The organism is Pseudomonas sp. BF-B-15 (assembly GCF_019946675.1).
GTDB lineage: Bacteria > Pseudomonadota > Gammaproteobacteria > Pseudomonadales > Pseudomonadaceae > Aquipseudomonas > Aquipseudomonas migulae.
The window spans coordinates 1-17,941 of sequence record NZ_JAGYFZ010000114.1 but is presented as its reverse complement, the minus strand read 5'-3'; the positions used below and the strand labels follow the sequence as shown (position 1 = coordinate 17,941).

At 62.1% G+C, this 17,941-nt stretch carries 21 protein-coding genes; 13 read left to right on the top strand and 8 right to left on the bottom strand.

Annotated features, from left to right (window positions below; translation table 11 throughout):
- Window positions 1-58: 58 nt before the first annotated feature.
- Window positions 59-643, bottom strand: coding sequence for a DUF2796 domain-containing protein (locus tag KGA97_RS25590; protein WP_223481730.1), 585 nt, complete (start codon window positions 641-643; stop codon window positions 59-61).
- Between the two features lie 135 nt (window positions 644-778).
- On the opposite strand from KGA97_RS25590, the gene KGA97_RS25585 reads away from it, so the two are divergent.
- On the top strand, window positions 779-1,117 hold the full coding sequence (locus tag KGA97_RS25585) for a hypothetical protein (protein WP_008033753.1): 339 nt from the start codon (window positions 779-781) through the stop codon (window positions 1,115-1,117).
- 105 nt (window positions 1,118-1,222) lie between these two features.
- Here KGA97_RS25585 and trxA read toward each other — a convergent pair whose 3' ends face one another.
- The 3 genes from trxA to KGA97_RS25570 form a co-directional block, all read right to left on the bottom strand.
- A complete protein-coding gene (gene trxA, locus KGA97_RS25580) occupies window positions 1,223-2,095 on the bottom strand; it encodes a thioredoxin (RefSeq protein ID WP_192228075.1) in 873 nt (290 codons plus the stop codon).
- Window positions 2,096-2,266: 171 nt separating this feature from the next.
- Complete coding sequence (locus tag KGA97_RS25575) at window positions 2,267-2,923, bottom strand: class I SAM-dependent methyltransferase (RefSeq protein ID WP_008042945.1); 657 nt, start codon at window positions 2,921-2,923, stop codon at window positions 2,267-2,269.
- The gene (locus tag KGA97_RS25570; RefSeq protein WP_032829111.1) at window positions 2,920-3,384 is read right to left on the bottom strand and encodes a YbaY family lipoprotein; all 465 of its coding nucleotides are present in this window, start codon (window positions 3,382-3,384) and stop codon (window positions 2,920-2,922) included. The genes KGA97_RS25575 and KGA97_RS25570 overlap by 4 nt, the downstream gene beginning before the upstream one ends.
- A gap of 128 nt (window positions 3,385-3,512) precedes the next feature.
- Between KGA97_RS25570 and nrdR the strand changes: the two genes are divergently transcribed.
- The 12 genes from nrdR (at window position 3,513) to KGA97_RS25510 (ending at window position 12,307) form a co-directional block, all read left to right on the top strand.
- Window positions 3,513-3,977: a transcriptional regulator NrdR gene (nrdR, locus tag KGA97_RS25565; RefSeq protein WP_003228656.1), complete on the top strand. Its 465-nt coding sequence runs from the start codon at window positions 3,513-3,515 to the stop codon at window positions 3,975-3,977.
- Window positions 3,974-5,107: a bifunctional diaminohydroxyphosphoribosylaminopyrimidine deaminase/5-amino-6-(5-phosphoribosylamino)uracil reductase RibD gene (ribD, locus tag KGA97_RS25560; RefSeq protein ID WP_008033747.1), complete on the top strand. Its 1,134-nt coding sequence runs from the start codon at window positions 3,974-3,976 to the stop codon at window positions 5,105-5,107. The genes nrdR and ribD overlap by 4 nt, the downstream gene beginning before the upstream one ends.
- Before the next feature lie 46 nt (window positions 5,108-5,153).
- Complete coding sequence (locus KGA97_RS25555; protein ID WP_008033746.1) at window positions 5,154-5,816, top strand: riboflavin synthase; 663 nt, start codon at window positions 5,154-5,156, stop codon at window positions 5,814-5,816.
- Between the two features lie 16 nt (window positions 5,817-5,832).
- A complete protein-coding gene (gene ribBA / locus KGA97_RS25550) occupies window positions 5,833-6,924 on the top strand; it encodes a bifunctional 3,4-dihydroxy-2-butanone-4-phosphate synthase/GTP cyclohydrolase II (RefSeq protein WP_223481729.1) in 1,092 nt (363 codons plus the stop codon).
- Window positions 6,925-7,015: 91 nt separating this feature from the next.
- Complete coding sequence (ribE, locus tag KGA97_RS25545; protein WP_003228649.1) at window positions 7,016-7,492, top strand: 6,7-dimethyl-8-ribityllumazine synthase; 477 nt, start codon at window positions 7,016-7,018, stop codon at window positions 7,490-7,492.
- Window positions 7,489-7,989 (top strand): transcription antitermination factor NusB, encoded by a 501-nt coding sequence (gene nusB / locus KGA97_RS25540; RefSeq protein WP_008042952.1) that lies wholly within the window; start codon window positions 7,489-7,491, stop codon window positions 7,987-7,989. Before ribE ends, nusB begins: the two co-directional genes overlap by 4 nt.
- A 27-nt stretch (window positions 7,990-8,016) precedes the next feature.
- Window positions 8,017-8,982, top strand: coding sequence for a thiamine-phosphate kinase (gene thiL, locus KGA97_RS25535; RefSeq protein ID WP_008042956.1), 966 nt, complete (start codon window positions 8,017-8,019; stop codon window positions 8,980-8,982).
- Complete coding sequence (locus KGA97_RS25530; RefSeq protein WP_008033735.1) at window positions 8,979-9,482, top strand: phosphatidylglycerophosphatase A; 504 nt, start codon at window positions 8,979-8,981, stop codon at window positions 9,480-9,482. Before thiL ends, KGA97_RS25530 begins: the two co-directional genes overlap by 4 nt.
- A gap of 21 nt (window positions 9,483-9,503) precedes the next feature.
- A complete protein-coding gene (locus tag KGA97_RS25525; RefSeq protein WP_192228072.1) occupies window positions 9,504-10,241 on the top strand; it encodes a substrate-binding periplasmic protein in 738 nt (245 codons plus the stop codon).
- A gap of 232 nt (window positions 10,242-10,473) precedes the next feature.
- Complete coding sequence (gene ribA / locus KGA97_RS25520) at window positions 10,474-11,091, top strand: GTP cyclohydrolase II (RefSeq protein WP_008033730.1); 618 nt, start codon at window positions 10,474-10,476, stop codon at window positions 11,089-11,091.
- Window positions 11,088-11,507: a hypothetical protein gene (locus KGA97_RS25515; RefSeq protein ID WP_008033728.1), complete on the top strand. Its 420-nt coding sequence runs from the start codon at window positions 11,088-11,090 to the stop codon at window positions 11,505-11,507. The genes ribA and KGA97_RS25515 overlap by 4 nt, the downstream gene beginning before the upstream one ends.
- Window positions 11,507-12,307 (top strand): cobalamin-binding protein, encoded by an 801-nt coding sequence (locus KGA97_RS25510; RefSeq protein ID WP_223481728.1) that lies wholly within the window; start codon window positions 11,507-11,509, stop codon window positions 12,305-12,307. The genes KGA97_RS25515 and KGA97_RS25510 overlap by 1 nt, the downstream gene beginning before the upstream one ends.
- Window positions 12,308-12,417: 110 nt before the next feature.
- On the opposite strand, the gene KGA97_RS25505 is transcribed toward KGA97_RS25510, so the two are convergent.
- From KGA97_RS25505 to KGA97_RS25490, 4 genes are all read right to left on the bottom strand, one after another.
- The gene (locus tag KGA97_RS25505; RefSeq protein WP_223481727.1) at window positions 12,418-14,301 is read right to left on the bottom strand and encodes a TonB-dependent receptor domain-containing protein; all 1,884 of its coding nucleotides are present in this window, start codon (window positions 14,299-14,301) and stop codon (window positions 12,418-12,420) included.
- A 128-nt stretch (window positions 14,302-14,429) separates the two neighbouring features.
- Window positions 14,430-16,328 carry a 1-deoxy-D-xylulose-5-phosphate synthase gene (gene dxs, locus KGA97_RS25500; protein ID WP_223481726.1) on the bottom strand — a complete coding sequence of 633 codons (1,899 nt, stop codon included), beginning with the start codon at window positions 16,326-16,328 and terminating at the stop codon, window positions 14,430-14,432.
- Window positions 16,329-16,419: 91 nt separating this feature from the next.
- The gene (gene ispA, locus KGA97_RS25495) at window positions 16,420-17,307 is read right to left on the bottom strand and encodes a (2E,6E)-farnesyl diphosphate synthase (RefSeq protein ID WP_008042967.1); all 888 of its coding nucleotides are present in this window, start codon (window positions 17,305-17,307) and stop codon (window positions 16,420-16,422) included.
- The gene (locus KGA97_RS25490) at window positions 17,304-17,546 is read right to left on the bottom strand and encodes an exodeoxyribonuclease VII small subunit (protein WP_007894317.1); all 243 of its coding nucleotides are present in this window, start codon (window positions 17,544-17,546) and stop codon (window positions 17,304-17,306) included. The genes ispA and KGA97_RS25490 overlap by 4 nt, the downstream gene beginning before the upstream one ends.
- Between the last annotated feature and the right edge of the window lie 395 nt (window positions 17,547-17,941).

Genomic DNA, 17,941 nt, shown 5'->3' with positions numbered 1-17,941 from the left:
GTGTTGGCTGATACACCGCAATCGCCAGCAAGCCGGCTCCTACAGGGGGGCGGTGGGTTCAGAATTTCAGGGCGGCCGCCTTGGCCGTCACTTCTACCCCTTGCTGCCCGCTCGGGCTGATCAGTTGTACCTGAATTTTCTGGGTCGCCGGGAACGTGTTGAAAAGGTTTGCCAGATCCAGGGTTTTCAGTGCGCCCGGCGTTGCGCAGGTGAACTGGTAGTGAGCGTGGATTTCGCTGTGGTCGTGGTGATGCTCGTCTTTGGCATCGTCGTCATGATCATCATCGGCATCCGGCTTGTCACCGAACAGCGGGCTTTCCAGTTCCTGAGTCGCGACCACGCAACCCGCCGCTTTCGGCAGGTTGAACAGGGCCAGCGGTTTTTCAAGTTGCGCACGGGCGGCGGCGACTTTGGCTTTGTCGGCATCGGTGGCGGCCGCGTGTTCGAAACCCACCAGGTTCATCGCCGGGCTTTCCAGCTCCAGCTCCAGGGTCTGACCGTCCAGCGCTGCGTTCAGGCGACCGACACCATGCTCGTGGGCACCGAGGCTGCCATGTTCATGGTCGTGATCATGCTCATCGGCGGCATGGGCGATGGCCAGCGGCAACAGGGCAAACGGCAAAGCGAGCAGCAGACGGCGCATGGCGGGTCTCCGAAAAGTAAAATGAAGAATTTGTTATGTAATCTTATAACGTAAGTGCGAGGAGTTTGACCGGCTACTTGGCGTTGCACAAGTCCCATGGGAGCATGCAGGTCAGAAATGTGCGGGAGCGAAACCATGTTGCGTATACGCGGAAGCATCGGCGACTGGCCGGTGGATTTGACCCTGGAGATGGACGACGCTGACTGGGCGCGGCTCGGCGCGCAGGTGCAGGTGGTCAAGCCAGAGGTCAGTGCAGCGCCGGCCAAACCGGTGAATCAGGATGATGCGCAGTGGCAGGTCGCAAAGGATCTGCTGCGCAAGGCCGGGCAACTGAGCGGGCCGGATTTGCTGGAGCAACTGGAAGGTTTGACTGGCAGTGCAGCGTCGGGCAAGCGTCTGCTGGTGCGGTTGCGGCATAGCGCGGAGGTGAAGGTGGAGAGTGGCGGTGATACGCCGCTGTATCGCTGGCTGTAGAAATGCGTTGTTTGTGCGGCCGCCATCGCCGGCAAGCCGGCTCCTACAGGTTCGTGCAAATCCTGTAGGAGCCAGCTTGCTGGCGATGAACGATAACGCGGTCTATCAGTACAACGCGGCAAACAACTTGCGGCGATACGTTGTCACCAGCGGGTGATCATTGCCCAGCAATTCGAACACTTGCAGCAACGTCTTGTGCGGCAAGCCTTCGCTGTAGCTGCGGTTGCGCACGAACAGCTTGAGCAACGCATCCAGCGCCGCATCGTACTGCTGACGGGCCAGTTGCTGGATCGCCAGTTGATACACCGCTTCATCGTCCTGCGGATTCTTCGCCAGGCGCGCCTTCAAGTCGGCGGCATCCGGCAAGTCCTTGGCCTGGCCGAGAAACTGGATCTGCGCTTTTGCACCGGCCAATGCGGCCTTGTGTTCATCGCTTTTCACCGCGTCGAGCACGGTTTGCGCTTCACCCAGCTCACCCCGTTCAGTCAGGCAGCGGGCATACAGAATCAGCGCTTTGGCATTGGTGTTGTCTTCGCCCAGCAGCACTTTGAGAATGGCTTCTGCGTCAGCGAAACGGCTCTCGTCAAACAGCGCCTGAGCCTGTTCGAACGGATCGGCCGCCGCCGGTGGCGGCATTTGTACGTGAGGCTCCAGCATGGCGCGAACGGCGGATTCCGGCTGCGCCCCGGCAAAACCGTCCACCGGCTGGCCATCCTTGAACAACACCACGGTCGGCAAGCTGCGGATGCCGAAGCGAGCGACGATGTCTTGTTCCAGATCGCAGTTGACCTTGGCCAGCAGCAACTCGCCCTGATAGCTCTCGGCGATGGTCTGCAGCATCGGCATCAGCACTTTGCACGGCGCGCACCATTCGGCCCAGAAATCCACCAGCACCGGTTTGTGGAAAGAGTTCTCGATCACCGACTGGTCGAAATCGGCAGTCGTGGCGTCGAAGATGTACGGCGTTTGCTGACTCATGGGGGATCTCGTAAAAGCGTGAATGGGGCAACTATACGGCTTGGCGGGGGGTAGCTGAAAGTGTGCGCAGTCTGACAGATGGCCTTCGCGGGCAAGCCTCGCTCCTACAGGTCCGCGTCGTTATTAAGAGCGGCACTAAACCTGTAGGAGCGAGGCTTGCCCGCGAAGCTTTTAAGCGCGCCGCGCGTGATACAGGCTCACATACCGAAACTCTTCAGGCTCGGCCAGATCCGGCAAGGTCATCGCTTCGAGCATTTCGATGCGTTGATACAACGGATGACGAAAATCCCTCACCCGCGAATCCGCCACCAGCGCTTCCCGGCCGCGACTCAAAAACTCATCGAGCAGCGGCAGATTCTCCCGGTCGTACAGCACGTCGGCCACCAGGATCAGATCAAAGCGATCCGCCTCGGCGAAAAAGTCCGTCGAGTAACTCAGCTCCACTTCATTGAGTTCGGCATTCGCCCGACAGGCGGCAATCGCCAGCGGGTCCAGGTCACACGCCACCACTTCCAGCGCCCCGGCCTTCACCGCGGCAATCCCCGCGACGCCGGAACCGGCACCAAAATCCAGCACGCGTTTGCCTTTGACCCACTCGGGGAATTCAGCGAGGTAGCGGGCCATCGACAACCCGCTGGCCCAGCAGAAACTCCAGTACGGCGGTTCATGCAGAATCCGCCGGGTTTCTTCCGGGCTGAAGGCGCGGTCCATGTTGTCGCCGTCGATCAGCCAGAGTTTCAGGGCGGTATCGGGCAAGGCGACCGGTACAAGTTGTGCATCGCCCAGTAACTCCCCCAACGCCTGTTGCAGGTCGAGCGGTGCAATCATGGCGCTTTGACGAATTGCAGTTGACCCAGGGCCTGGGTAGTCGGCTGGGTGATGACTTGCGACGGCAGGTGCAAAATCAGCTGGCCGGACTGGCTGGCGCGGCCTCGCAGTTCCACGCGGGCACCGGCCGGAAACGAATCCGGGTTGAAGCGCAGGTGAAACGGCAATACCTGATTGGTGCCGATCAGGCTGGAGCTGGCGAGCAATTGTTGCGGGCGATCCTTGTCATCGATCACCAGCAGCGCCAATTCGACTTCGGCACCGGCCGGCACGCCTTGCAGGGTGCCGCTCAATTCACGCTGATAAGCGGGCAACGGACCGAGGTTGGCGGACTCGCGGGCTTTTTTCTGCGCCGCCTGTGGAGCGGGGCCGGGCGTTGGCGGCTGGGGCTTGGGTGCATCGCTGCTGCAGGCCACCAACAGGCTGAAAAGGCTGAGCAATACGAGCGGTCTGAGTGACATTTGCGGCTCCAGCAAGGTGAAATCCATGGATCATTCTCTATAGCCAGTCTGTATACCGCAAACCCTATGGCTTGTCTTGCCACCGGGATGCGCTACCATGGCCCTCCCTTTTTTTGTTGCCTGCCACCATGCACTGTCCCTTCTGCGGTGCCAACGACACCAAGGTCATCGACTCGCGTCTGGTCGCCGAGGGCGAACAGGTGCGCCGCCGGCGCGAATGCCTGGCCTGCGGCGAGCGTTTCACGACGTTCGAAACCGCTGAACTGGTGTTGCCGCGCCTGATCAAAACCGACGGCAGCCGCCAGCCGTTCGACGAAGAAAAACTCCGCGCCGGCATGCAGCGTGCGCTGGAGAAGCGCCCGGTGAGTGTCGAGCGCCTCGAATCGTCGCTGGTGCACATCAAACACAAGCTGCGCGCCACCGGCGAGCGCGAGGTCAAGTCCCTCGTGGTCGGTGAACTGGTGATGGCCGAGCTGCAAAAGCTCGATGAAGTCGCCTACATTCGTTTCGCCTCCGTGTATCGGCGCTTCCAGGACCTCAACGAGTTCCGCGAAGAGATCGATCGCCTGGCCCGTGAGCCGGTGAAAGAATGACCACCTCCACAGAGCTTGCCATCCTCGACGCCCATTACATGGCGCGCGCCCTGGAACTGGCGCGCAAAGGCCATTACACGACGCATCCCAACCCGCGTGTTGGCTGCGTGATCGTGAAGGACGGGCAGATTGTCGGCGAAGGCTGGCACGAGCGCACCGGCGAACCCCACGCCGAAGTCCACGCGCTGCGCGCTGCGGGCGACAAGGCCCGTGGAGCCACCGCTTACGTGACCCTCGAACCGTGCAGCCACCACGGCCGCACGCCGCCTTGCGCCGATGCGCTGGTGAATGCCGGCCTCGCACGCGTCGTCGCGGCGATGCAGGACCCGAACCCGTCGGTGGCCGGTCGTGGCATGCAGCGCCTGGCTCAGGCCGGCATTGCCATCGAAAGCGGTGTGCTGGAAGGCGAGGCACGCAAGCTCAATCAAGGCTTCCTTAAACGCATGGAACATGGCTTGCCGTTCGTGCGGGTCAAGTTGGCCATGAGCCTCGACGGTCGCACAGCGATGGAAAGCGGCGAAAGCCAATGGATCACCGGCCCGGCCGCACGTTCGGCGGTTCAACGCCTGCGCGCCCAGGCCAGCGTGGTGCTGACCGGCGCCGACACGGTGCTGGCGGATAACGCCCGTTTGACCGTGCGCGCTGACGAGTTGGGGCTGGACGCCGAGCAAACCGCATTGGCAATGAGCCGTCCGCCGCTGCGCGTTTTAATCGATGGCCGTCTGCGCGTGCCGCTCGATGCGCCATTCTTCAAGGCCGGCCCGGCGCTGGTCGCCACCTGCATGGCGATTGAAGAACAATACGCCAACGGCCCGGAATGCCTGATCGTGGCCGGCGACGATGGCTTGGTTGACCTGCGCAAGTTGCTGGTCGAACTGGCCAATCGCGGCGTCAACGAAGTGCTGGTCGAGGCCGGTCCGCGTCTGGCCGGGGCCTTTGCCCAGCAAGGTCTGGTGGACGAATTCCAGATTTTCATCGCCGGCAAGTTCCTTGGCTCTTCGGCCCGACCATTGCTCGACTGGCCACTGGCACAGATGAAAGACGCGCCCGAGCTCAAAATCACTGAAATCCGCGCGGTTGGCGATGACTGGCGAGTCATTGCCATTCCTGCGCCATCGGCGAGCGTATAATTCCGGGCCTGCGCCACGCGACGGCCCTGTTCTCGAGGAGGACTTCATGTTTACCGGCATCATCGAATCCATCGGCAGTATTCGTGCATTGACCCCAAAAGGCGGAGATGTGCGGGTCCATGTAGAAACCGGCAAGCTCGATCTGAGCGACGTCAAACTGGGCGACAGCATCGCGGTCAACGGCGTGTGCCTGACGGCCGTTGAGCTGCCAGGCAACGGCTTTGCCGCGGACGTCAGTCGCGAAACCCTCGACTGCACCGCCATGAACGACCTGAAAAGCGGCAGCCCGGTCAATCTGGAAAAAGCCCTGACCCCGACCACTCGCCTCGGCGGGCACCTGGTCAGCGGTCATGTCGATGGCGTGGGCGAAGTGGTTGCCCGCACCGAGAACGCACGTGCCGTGGAATTCCGCATCCGTGCACCGAAAGAACTGGCCAAGTACATCGCCCACAAAGGCTCGATCACCGTCGACGGCACCAGCCTGACCGTGAACGCGGTCGATGGCGCCGAGTTCCTGCTGACGATCATTCCGCACACCCTGAGCGAAACCATCATGGCGTCGTACCAGCCGGGTCGCCGGGTGAATCTGGAAGTGGACTTGCTGGCCCGTTACCTGGAGCGCCTGTTGCTGGGTGACAAGGCCGCCGAGCCGACTTCCAGTAACATTACCGAAAGCTTTCTGGCCGCCAACGGCTACCTCAAATCCTGACCCAAGGGGGTGCCTTGTGGCGCTCAATAGCATCGAAGAACTGGTTGAAGACATCCGCCAAGGCAAGATGGTCATCCTCATGGATGACGAAGACCGCGAGAACGAAGGCGACCTGATCATGGCCGCCGAGTGCTGCCAGGCCGAACACATCAATTTCATGGCCAAGCACGCCCGTGGCCTGATCTGCATGCCGATGAGCCGCGAGCGCTGCGAAACGCTGAAGCTGCCGTTGATGGCGCCACGCAACGGTTCCGGTTTCGGCACCAAGTTCACCGTGTCCATCGAAGCCGCCACCGGCGTGACCACCGGCATCTCCGCCGCCGACCGTGCGCGCACCGTGCAGGCCGCTGCCGCGAAAGACGCCAAGGCTGAAAACATCGTCAGCCCCGGCCACATCTTCCCGCTGATGGCCCAGGCCGGTGGCACCCTGGCTCGCGCCGGCCACACTGAAGCCGCCTGCGACCTCGCGCGCATGGCCGGTTTCGAGCCGAGCGGCGTGATCTGCGAAGTGATGAACGACGACGGCACCATGTCCCGTCGCGCCGAACTGGAAGCTTTCGCCGCCGAGCACAACATCAAGATCGGCACCATCGCCGACCTGATTCACTACCGGATGATCCACGAACGTACCGTTCAGCGGATTGCCGAGCAGCCACTGGACAGCGAACTGGGCCAATTCAACCTGGTGACCTATCGTGATTCCGTGGAAGGCGACGTGCACATGGCACTGACCCTGGGCACCGTGTGCGCCGAAGAACCGACCCTGGTTCGCGTGCACAACATGGACCCGCTGCGCGACCTGTTGATGGTCAAGCAGCCTGGCCGCTGGAGCCTGCGCGCCGCCATGGCCGCGGTTGCCGAGGCTGGCAGCGGCGTGGTGCTGTTGCTCGGTCACCCGCTCGATGGCGACGTGTTGCTGGCGCACATCCGCGAAACCGCCGATCACGCAGCCGTGAAAAAACCGACCACCTACAGCATCGTCGGTGCCGGTTCGCAGATCCTTCGGGACCTGGGCGTGCGCAAAATGCGCCTGATGTCTGCGCCAATGAAATTTAATGCGATATCCGGTTTCGATCTGGAAGTTGTAGAATACGTGCCCTCCGAATAATGACCGGTTGTTCCCGGCCCTGTATTCGCGGTTCAAATATCACTGAGGGACGCGTAGAAGACGCGTCCCGGCTCTTTAAGAGAACTAACGAATGACCCTGAAGACCATCGAAGGTACCTTCATCGCCCCTAAAGGCCGCTACGCTTTGGTAGTGGGCCGTTTCAACAGCTTCGTTGTTGAAAGCCTGGTCAGCGGTGCAGTTGATGCCCTGGTTCGCCATGGCGTGAGCGAAAGCGACATCACCATCATCCGCGCACCTGGCGCCTTCGAAATCCCGCTGGTTGCGCAGAAAGTCGCTCAGAAGGGCGAGTTCGCAGCCATCATCGCTCTGGGCGCGGTCATTCGTGGCGGTACTCCGCACTTCGAATACGTGGCGGGCGAATGCACCAAGGGCCTGGCCCAGGTGTCCATGGAGTTCGGCGTTCCGGTTGCCTTCGGCGTCCTGACCGTTGATTCCATCGAGCAAGCCATCGAACGTTCCGGCACCAAGGCCGGTAACAAAGGTGCCGAAGCTGCCCTGTCCGCTCTGGAAATGGTCAGCCTGCTGGCGCAGTTGGAGGCCAAGTGATTAGCGACGAAAGCGATCGTTTCAACCCGCGCGATCCAAAGCCTGCGGATGCCGGCAAGCCATCGAAAAGCGTCAAGCGTCGCGAAGCCCGTCAGCTCGCGACTCAGGCGCTGTACCAATGGCACATGGCCAGGCAATCGCTGAACGAGATCGAAGCGCAGTTCCGGGTCGATAACGATTTCAGCGATGTCGACGGCGCCTACTTCCGTGAAATCCTGCATGGGGTTCCCGCGCAGAAAGACCGTATCGACGCCGCACTGACACCTTGCCTGGACCTGACCATCGAAGAGCTGGACCCGGTTGAACTGGCGGTATTGCGCCTGTCCACCTGGGAACTGCTCGAGCGTGTCGACGTGCCTTACCGCGTTGTGATCAACGAAGGTATCGAATTGGCGAAAGTCTTCGGTTCCACCGACGGCCACAAGTTCGTCAACGGTGTACTCGACAAGCTGGCCCCGCGTCTGCGTGAAGCTGAAGTGAAGGCGTTCAAGCGCTGATTGGCGCTTGAACTCTTTGTCTCAGCCATGGGCGAGTTTGAGCTGATCCGCAATTTCTTCGCCGCCGCGCCTTGTGCGCAGGGCGGCGAAGGCGTTGCCCTGGGGATCGGCGATGACTGCGCCTTGCTTGCTGTTCCCCCCGGGGAGCAGCTGGCGATTTCCACCGACACGCTCGTGGCCGGTGTGCATTTCGCAGACCCCTGCGACCCGTTTCTGCTCGGTCAGCGTTCGCTGGCCGTGGCTGTCAGCGATCTGGCGGCCATGGGCGCCACTCCCGTTGCCTTTACCCTTGCCCTGACCTTGCCGACGGTAACCGCCGATTGGCTGGACGCCTATGCCCGTGGTTTGAACCGCATGGCGCAGAACTGCGGCGTTGCGCTGGTGGGGGGCGACACTACCCGTGGGCCGCTGAGCCTGACCATGACCGTGTTCGGGCGTGTGCCAAGTGGTTTGGCGTTGACCCGCAGCGGTGCGCAACCAGGCGACCTGCTGTGTGTCGGCGGTGAGCTGGGCAACGCCGCCGGTGCCTTGCCGCTGGTGCTCGGTCAGCGCACGGCTGAAGCCGCCATCGCCGATCCGCTGCTGGCGCATTACTGGTCGCCGCAGCCGCAACTCGCGCTGGGCCAGGCGTTGCGCGGTAAAGCCACTTCGGCGCTGGACATCTCCGATGGCTTGCTCGCCGACTGCGGGCACATCGCGCTCGCGTCGAGGGTCGGCATTCAGGTTGAGCGGGACCGCTTGCCGCTGTCGAAGGCCCTAGTGGCCTTCCTCGGTCAATCGGGCGCCGAACACGCCGCCCAGAGCGGTGGTGACGATTACGTACTGGCCTTCACCTTACCGTCCGTCGAGTTGCCGGGGTTGCTGGCAGATGGCTGGCCAATCCATGTGATCGGGCGCGTGGTCACGGGGCAGGGCGTTGTGCTGCTGGATGCCGCCGGACAAGACATCACCCCGCAAGCACGGGGCTATCAACATTTTCGGGAGACACCGTGACAGATCATCCCAAACAGGTTCCGGCGGAATTCGTACCGCCGTCGGTCTGGCGCAATCCCTGGCATTTCCTGGCGTTCGGCTTCGGTTCGGGCACCTTGCCAAAGGCACCGGGCACCTGGGGTTCGTTAGTTGCGCTACCCTTTATTCCGTTGTGGCAGATGCTGCCCGACTGGGGTTACTGGCTGATGCTGGGCATCACCATGCTGTTCGGCTTCTGGCTGTGCGGCAAAGTGGCCGACGATCTGCGGGTGCACGACCACGAAGGCATCGTCTGGGACGAAATGGTCGGGATGTGGATCACCCTGTGGCTGGTGCCGGAAGGCTGGTACTGGTTGCTCGCGGGTTTTCTGGTGTTCCGCTTCTTCGACATCCTCAAGCCGTGGCCGATTCACTGGATTGACCGGCATGTGCACGGCGGTGTCGGGATCATGCTCGACGACGTATTGGCCGGGGTGTTCGCGTGGCTGGCGATGCAGGGGCTGGTATGGATTTTCGCCTGAGTGGCGGAACAGGGAACTAGGATGGCTCGACGCTGGTTGGCTGTGATGGGTTTCGCACTGTTTGCTTCGCTCGCCCAGGCGGGGGAGGCAGTGACAACGCCATCGGTGATTCATCTGGCCAGCGAAGACTGGGAAGACTACACCGCCGCCGATGGTCATGGCCTGGGTTGGGACGTGTTGCGCGAAGTCTTCGAACCGGTCGGCGTCAAACTGGACATCAGGACCGAACCCTACATTCGCGCCATCGGCCTGGCGCAGCGTGGCGAAGTGGACGCCTGTGTCGGTGGTTATCGGGATGACGTCAGCGACTTGCTGTATCCGCGCTGGAATTACGACACCGATCACATCTACGCCCTGGGGCTGGCCAGCAATCCGGTGCCGACGCCGCAGACGCTGGGCAACTACCGGCTGGCCTGGGTCCGGGGTTACAGCTTCCAGAACTACCTGCCCAACGTACGTCGCTATAACGAGGTGATGCGGCGCACCGGCATTCTGTCGATGCTGACCCACAACCGTGCCGACTACTACATCGACGCGCTGACCGAGGTGGATTACGTGCTCCGCTGGACCAAGGATCCGTCCCAGTTCCGGCGCACGCACATCGCGGAATTGCCGCTGTACCTGTGCTTTGCCAATACGCCCAAGGCACGAAAACTGATGGCGCTGTTCGACCAGCGAATGGACGTGCTGGTCAAAAACGGCCAGTTGAAACCGATTTTCGAACGCTGGAAACAGCCGTATCCGTTCGACCCGAATTGAACACGGCCTTTGTAGGAGCCGGCTTGCCGGCGATGGCGTCCGTCCAGTCACTAAATTAATCGTCTGACCCACCGCTATCGCCGGCAAGCCGGCTCCTACAGGTTCTGATGCGGGGCTGTGATCAAACTTTTAGATCGTTATGCTCCATAATTCAGCCTAAGCGTCTGTAGGAACCTGCTGTTACAATGCCGCGTCTGCGAATCTCCAGTACTTATTGATCAGGAGCACACCGGTGCCTGTCGTTTTTGTCGCCGCTTCCAAGCTGCCAACGCCTTTTGCGCAATTCACCATGCATGGCTTTCTCGATGAAGAGAACGGGCGCGAGCACGTTGTACTGAGCCTCGGTGAGTTCGACGACGGTGCCCCGGTACTCGGCCGCTTGCACTCTGAATGCCTGACCGGCGATGCCTTGTTCAGCCAGCGCTGCGACTGCGGCTCGCAACTCGAGGCTGCCTTGCAGGCCATCGCCCGCGAAGGCCGTGGCGTATTGCTGTATTTGCGTCAGGAAGGCCGTGGCATTGGCCTGCTGAACAAAATCCGCGCCTATGAATTGCAGGACGGCGGCGCCGACACCGTTGAAGCCAACGAGCGTCTGGGCTTCGCCGCCGATCAGCGCGACTACGCCATGTGCCTGCCGATGCTTGAGCACCTGGGGGTGAAATCCCTGCGCCTGATGACCAACAACCCGCGCAAGGTCAAAGCCTTGACCGACATGGGTATCGTCGTCGCCGAGCGCGTGCCGCTGCACACTGGCCACAATCCGCACAACAAACTCTACCTGGCCACCAAGGCCAGCAAGCTCGACCACATGATGGGCAACGAGCATCAGGGTGAGGTAGACCGGGCGTGACCCGCGGTCAAGTGCGGCGCCGACTGTCCGTCAGCTGGTGGCAATACCTGGCGCTGGCCCTGCTGCCGCTGTTCGTGATCAACGGCGTGTTTGGCCAGGGCGAGGCGATCCTGCCGGTGCTGGCGATGCCGCTGTTCATCGCCGGTGTGGCCTCGATGTTTGTCAGCCTGAAGTTTTTCGGTGGCTACAAACACGCACTGATCGCCACCCAGAAAGCCCTCGATACCCCTGAAGAGCCCGCCGCGTGGATTGTCCTGGCTGCCAAGCGCCGTACTGCGTTTCTGGCCGCCGGTTTACCGGCCTGGATCGGTGCGTTGGCCGTATTCGTCGGTCTTGAAGCGGTGCCGTTGGTGCTGTTGGCGCTGTCGACCACCGTGCTGTTCTACCTCTACCGTATTCCGCGTCAACTCGGCTGATGCGCCGCATCGGGCTGGCGGTTTTGCTGCTGGTCGTCAGCAGCCTGACCTCTGCGGTCGAGCGCGTCGTCAGCCTTGCGCCGTCTCTCTCTGAAATCGTGGTTGAGCTGGGTTCGGCTGATCTTCTGGTCGGCGTACTGGATGCCGGTGATCGTCCTGCTGAACTCAAAGACCTGCCTTCCGTTGGCCGCTACGGCCAGTTGGACATGGAGCGGTTGCTCAGTCTCAAACCCGATTTGTTGCTGCTCTGGCCCGGCAGCGTTGGCTCGGCCCAGCGTGAACAACTCAAGCGCCTGAACATCCCCACGTACGTCGCCGACCCCCACACTCTTGACCAACTGACCGCGCAAATCGAGGCAATTGCCACGCAGCTCGGCCGGCCCGAGCGAGGCGCGGCATTGGCCAGCGAACTGCGTCAGCGCCTCGATGCACTGCGCCAGCGCTATCGACGGGATGAACCGCTGCGGGTGTTTTATCAGGTCTGGGATCGTCCGCTGTACACCGTCGGTGGCGGGCAGATCATCAGCGATGCGCTGGACGTGTGCGGCGCGCGCAATGTGTTTACCGACCTGACATTGCCAGCGCCGCAAGTCAGCGTGGAGGCGGTGTTGCAGCGTAATCCCGAGGTGATTCTGGCCGGTGATCAGGCGCAGCTGGAGGCGTGGAAGGCCTGGCCGCAAGTGGCGGCGGTGGCGCAGGGGCGATTGCGGCTGGTGACGGATAAAGGGCTGGAGCGGCCGAGTGGGCAGATGATCGAGGCGACGGCCAAGCTCTGCGAGCTTATTGCGCCCGATCGTTAAACCGCGGCGCGGCCTTCGCGGGCAAGCCTCGCTCCTACAAAGCACCGTGATCCTCTGTAGGAGCGAGGCTTGCCCGCGAAGAGGCCCGCCCGAACACCGCAAATGTCAGATCAGATCTCCGGCGTCCAGGTCACCCCAAACATCCACGCCCGACCTTCTTCGCGATACCCATACTGACTGCCCTCATGGCTGTACAACGCCCGGCTGTAACCCTTGTCCAGCAGGTTATCGACCTTCAGCTCAAGCTTGATCTCACGATTCAGCTCCCAACTGCTGCGCAGCCCCAGCAGCGCATACCCGCCTAACGGCTGCCGATTGTCCTCATCGTCAAAGCTGCTGCTCACCGCTTGCCAACTGGCGCCGAGACCCAGTCGATCAAACTGTCGATCCAGATCCAGGCTCAACGTCCGCCGTGCACGACGCGCCAGGGTGTGCCCACTGTCGCGATCCCGCGGGTCGATGAACGCCACGCCAAGGTTGCTCTGCCAACCGAACAGCTCCTGCTTCAACGCCGCTTCAAACCCGTTGATCCGTGCCGAGGCGACGTTCTGTGGGCGGTTGTTGCTGCCGAAGATAATCGCGTCCTTGAGATCGGTGCGATACAGCGAGGCTTCGAGGCGGCTGTTTTCGGTTAGTTGACTGCGCCATTGCAGCTCGTAGCTTTTCGAGGTTTCAGGCTTCAGGTCCGGATTGCTGAAATCCGGGTAATACAAGTCATTGAACGTCGGTGCGCGAAAGCCTTCACTGTAGGTCAGCAGCACATCGTTATCCGGGTTCAACGGCAGGGTGAAGGTGCCGCTCCAGCTGTTCTGGCTGCCGAACTGCTGGTTCTGGTCGCGGCGCAGGCCCAGTTCCGTGGAGAAGCTGTCGGCCTGATAGCGATGCTGGATAAACGCCGCGCGGTTCCAGCGGCTGTCCTCGTCGAATGCGGTGCTGCTGTTGATGCGGTCTTCGTACCAATCACCGCCGAGGATCAGGCTGTTGCGCGCGTCGAGCGTCAGGTCGTTCTGCCAGTTCACCGAGTCTCGGTAGGTGTTGAACACGCTGCGTTCATCGCTGAGCTTGTCGAAGGTCTGCTCGCGGTTTTCGCTGTGGCCGAACTCAACGCGGGTTTTCCACCGGTCGTTGATGTGCGCATCGAGGTAACTGCTGAGGCTGCTCACCGTGAATTCGTTGTAAGGCTGCTGCTGGACCGATTCGAAGGTGGTGGCATCGAAGCGGCCGAACGGGTTGTCGAACGCGCTTTTGCCTCGGTTATCCAGCAAGTTGGCGCCGATTTCGAGGTCATCGGTGAGGGCGTGACTCAGGCTCAGGCTCACCGACTTGTTGCGATACTCATCGTGATCACCATCGCTGGGGTACGACGCGTGGGTGCGATTGATCCCGGCGGTTTCATCGAGACTGGCGCCCAGGTTGAACCGGGTTTGCTCATCGCCACCGGACACGCCAAGGCTGCGCTCCCACGTCTGGTTGCTGCCAAAACCCATGTGCAGACGCGGTTGCAGGCCTTGTTCGGCGCCACGACGGGTGAAAATCTGGATCACCCCGCCAATCGCATCGCTGCCATAAATCACCGAGCGGGAGCCGCGCAGCACTTCCACGCGCTCGACTTGCTCGATGTTGATGTGTTGCAGGTTGCTGTCGCCGGAAGTCGAGTTGCCGATGCGTTGACCGTCCACCAGCACCAGGCTCTGAGCGGATTTGGTGCCGCGAATGTAAACCCCCGGCAAGCTGCCGCGCCCACCGGTCTGCCCGACTTGCACGCCCGGCACGCGACGCAGCAGATCGGTGACGCTGCCCGGTTGCAGGCGGTCGATGTCGTCGCGGGTGAACACGGTGTTGGCGGCGCTGCTGTCGTTGCGCGCTTCGACCTGGCGGTTGGCGCTGATCAGTACGTCGGGCAGTTTCAGGGCTTGATCGCGTTCGAAGGTGTCGGCCAGGAGCGGGCCGGACGGCAGAAGGGTCAGCGTCAGGGCGAGGCGGGAGAGTTTCATGGGTAATCCGTAGCAAACACGGGACTTGTAGGAGCGAGGCTTGCCCGCGAAGAGGCCATAACACTCAACATTTATGTTGACCGTTAGATCGTCTTCGCGGGCAAGCCTCGCTCCTACAGGGGGAGGGGTTACTGAGCTAGCAGTTGCAGGCGTTCGCGGATCGAGGCCTCGATCCCGGCCTCATCCAGTCCACACTCGGCCAGCATTTGCGCGGGCTTGGCGTGTTCGACGTAAAGGTCCGGCAAGCCCAGGTGCAGCACCGACTTGAGGATGTTCTCGCGGGCGAGGAATTCGCTGACCGCGCCACCGGCACCGCCCATGATCGCGTTCTCTTCGATGGTCACCAGCAACTCGTGGCTGCCAGCGATTTCGCGAACCAGCTCTTCATCCAGCGGTTTGACGAAACGCATGTCGACCACAGTGGCATCCAGCGTCTCGGCGACTTTCAGCGCCTCGGCCAATTGCACGCCGAACACCAGCAGGGCGACTTTGCTGCCCTGACGGCGAACCACGCCTTTGCCGATTTCGATTGGTTGCAGGTCTTTCTCGATCGTTGCGTTCGGGCCGTTGCCGCGCGGGTAACGCACCGCCGCCGGGCCGTTGTACAGATGGCCCGTGGTGAGCATTTTGCGCAGTTCGTTTTCGTCGCTCGGGGTCATCACCAGCATGCCGGGGATGCAGCGCAGGAACGACAGGTCGAAACTGCCGGCGTGCGTCGGGCCGTCTTCGCCGACCAGACCGGCGCGGTCGATGGCGAACAGGACGTCGAGGTTTTGCACCGCCACATCGTGAACAAGCTGATCGTAGCCGCGTTGCAGGAACGTCGAGTAGATCGCCACCACCGGTTTCGCGCCTTCACAGGCCATACCCGCCGCGAAGGTGACGGCGTGCTGTTCGGCAATCGCCACGTCGAAATAGCGCAGCGGGAAACGCTCGCTGAAGGCCACCAGGTCGGAGCCTTCTTTCATCGCCGGGGTGATGCCCACCAAGCGTGGGTCGGCCGCGGCCATGTCGCACAGCCATTCGCCGAACACGCCGGAATACTTCGGACCGCTGGCTTTTTTCGGCGCAGCGGCCGGAGCGTCCAGCGGTTCGAGTTTGGTGATGGCGTGGTAACCGATCGGGTCGACTTCCGCCGGGGCGAAGCCTTTGCCTTTCTTGGTGACGATGTGCAGGAACTGCGGGCCTTTGAGATCGCGCATGTTACGCAGAGTGGCGATCAGGGTCGGCAGGTCGTGGCCATCGATCGGGCCGATGTAGTTCCAGCCCAGCTCTTCGAACAGCGTGCCGGGAACCAGCATGCCTTTGGCGTATTCTTCGGTGCGACGGGCGATTTCCCAGGCGCCGGGCAGGCGCGACAGGACCTTTTTGCTGCCTTCACGCATGCTCGCGTAGGTGCGGCTGGAAAGGATTTTCGCCAGGTAATTCGACAAGCCGCCGACGTTGCGCGAGATCGACATGTCGTTGTCGTTGAGGATCACCAGCATGTTGGCGTCCACTTCCGGCGCGTGGTTCAGCGCTTCGAACGCCATGCCGGCGGTCAACGCGCCGTCGCCGATCACGGCAATCGCCTTGCGATCACTGTTTTGCAGGCGGGCGGCAATGGCCATGCCCAGCGCTGCGCTGATCGAGGTGCTGGAGTGGCCGACGCCAAAGGTGTCGTACTCGCTCTCGGAACGACGCGGGAAGGCGGCGACGCCATCCTTCTGGCGCAGGGTGCCCATGCGCTCGCGACGGCCGGTGAGGATCTTGTGCGGATAGGCCTGATGACCCACGTCCCACACCAGCCGGTCGTCCGGGGTGTCGAAGACGTAATGCAACGCGATGGTCAGCTCGATGACGCCCAGGCCGGCACCGAAATGCCCGCCGGTCTGACCGACCGTGTAGAGCAATTCCAGGCGCAACTCATCGGCCAGGGTTTCCAGCTCGGCTTCGCCTAACCGGCGCAGGCCGTCCGGCGTATTGGCACGGTCGAGCAGGGGCGTGGTCGGGCGCTTGCGGGGAATCTCATGAAACGTCGTGGGCATCAGGCGAATCGTTATAGGTATAGAAGAGGCGGCAGTTTACCTGATGCATCGGCCCCTGCCCACGCGTTGCTCTTTTTTGGCGGATACGCTGTCAGCTGCGCCGTTCGACGATATACCGGGCCAAATCGCGCAATGGCTCGGCGGCCGCGTCAAACGGTCGCAGCGCGTGCAGGGCCTGATCGCGCAGTTCCAGCGCGTAGGCTTTGGCCGCATCGAGGCCGAGCAGGGCCGGGTAGGTCGGTTTGTCGCGCGCGATGTCGGCGCCCTGGCGTTTGCCGAGGGTTTCGGTATCGCTTTCGACGTCGAGAATATCGTCCTGCACCTGGAAGGCCAGGCCGATGGCCTGTGCATAAGTCTGCAAGGACTTCAGTTCGTCTTTCTCGGCACGACCGCTGGCGAGGGCGCCGAGTTTGACGCTGGCCTCGATCAGCGCGCCGGTCTTGTGCCGGTGCATGTATTCGAGGGCTTTCTGATCGAGCTTCAAGCCGACCGAGCCGAGGTCGATGGCTTGACCGCCGACCATGCCGGCCGGCCCTGCTGCCAATGCCAATGCGCTGACCATTTGCAGGCGGATCTCAGCGTCCGACGAGCTCAGGCGTGGGTCGAGCAGGGCGCTGAAGGCCAGGCTCTGCAAACCGTCACCGGCGAGAATCGCGCAGGCTTCATCGAATTTTTTGTGGGTGGTCGGCTGGCCGCGACGCAGATCGTCGTCGTCCATCGCCGGCAAATCGTCGTGCACCAGCGAATAAGCGTGGATCAGTTCCACGGCGCAGGCGGCGCCGTTGGCTTGCTCGGGCTTGCCGCCCAGCGCTTCGCACGCTGCGTAGGCCAGCAGCGGACGCACGCGTTTGCCGCCGTTCATCACGCTGTAGCGCATGGCTTCGTAGAGCCGCGCGAGTTCCGGGCTTGGTGCGTTGAACAGGGTTTCCAGTGCCGCGTTGACGCGGGCCTGGCTCGTCGCCGAATACGCTGCAATCATTCTGGTTGATCCGCGTCGAAGGGTTCCTCGGCGAGCTCGCCATCACGTTCGAGCAGCACTTGAACCTTCTGCTCGGCCTGGGCCAGCGCTGCCTGGCAATCACGGGTCAGACCGATGCCTTGCTCGAAAGCCGTCAGCGAGTCTTCCAGCGACAGTTCGCCGTTCTCCAGTCGCTCTACCAGCGTTTGCAGGTCGGCGAGGGATTGTTCGAAATCCAGTGCAGCTTTTTTGCGGGCCATGGCGGCGATTTCCGGTTGACGTTAAACCGGCGCGACACTAGCAGACATGGGGGTTATGGGCAAATGAGGGCATTGTCTGGTGCGCGGTTGGTTGGGGGGATATCCGTTTTTGCTGTAACGGCTTCTATTGGTTCCGCCCTTACGGCGGGTCACTTGGAAGAGCCCCAAGTAACCAAGGGCTTTTGCCCCTTTCGTTCGGTGCCTCGCTGTGGCTCGGCATGCCCTCGCTCCGGTCCTGCTCCGTGGGCCCGCCGCGATCGGCCATCCTTGGCCGTGCGCGGCTAACCCGGCATCCATGCCGGGTTGCCCACTGCGCAGAACCTCCACTCGGCCTCTCGAGGGGGCGTGTACCTCAAGATCAAAAGCTGAAGGCGAGCTAACGCTCGGCCTGATGA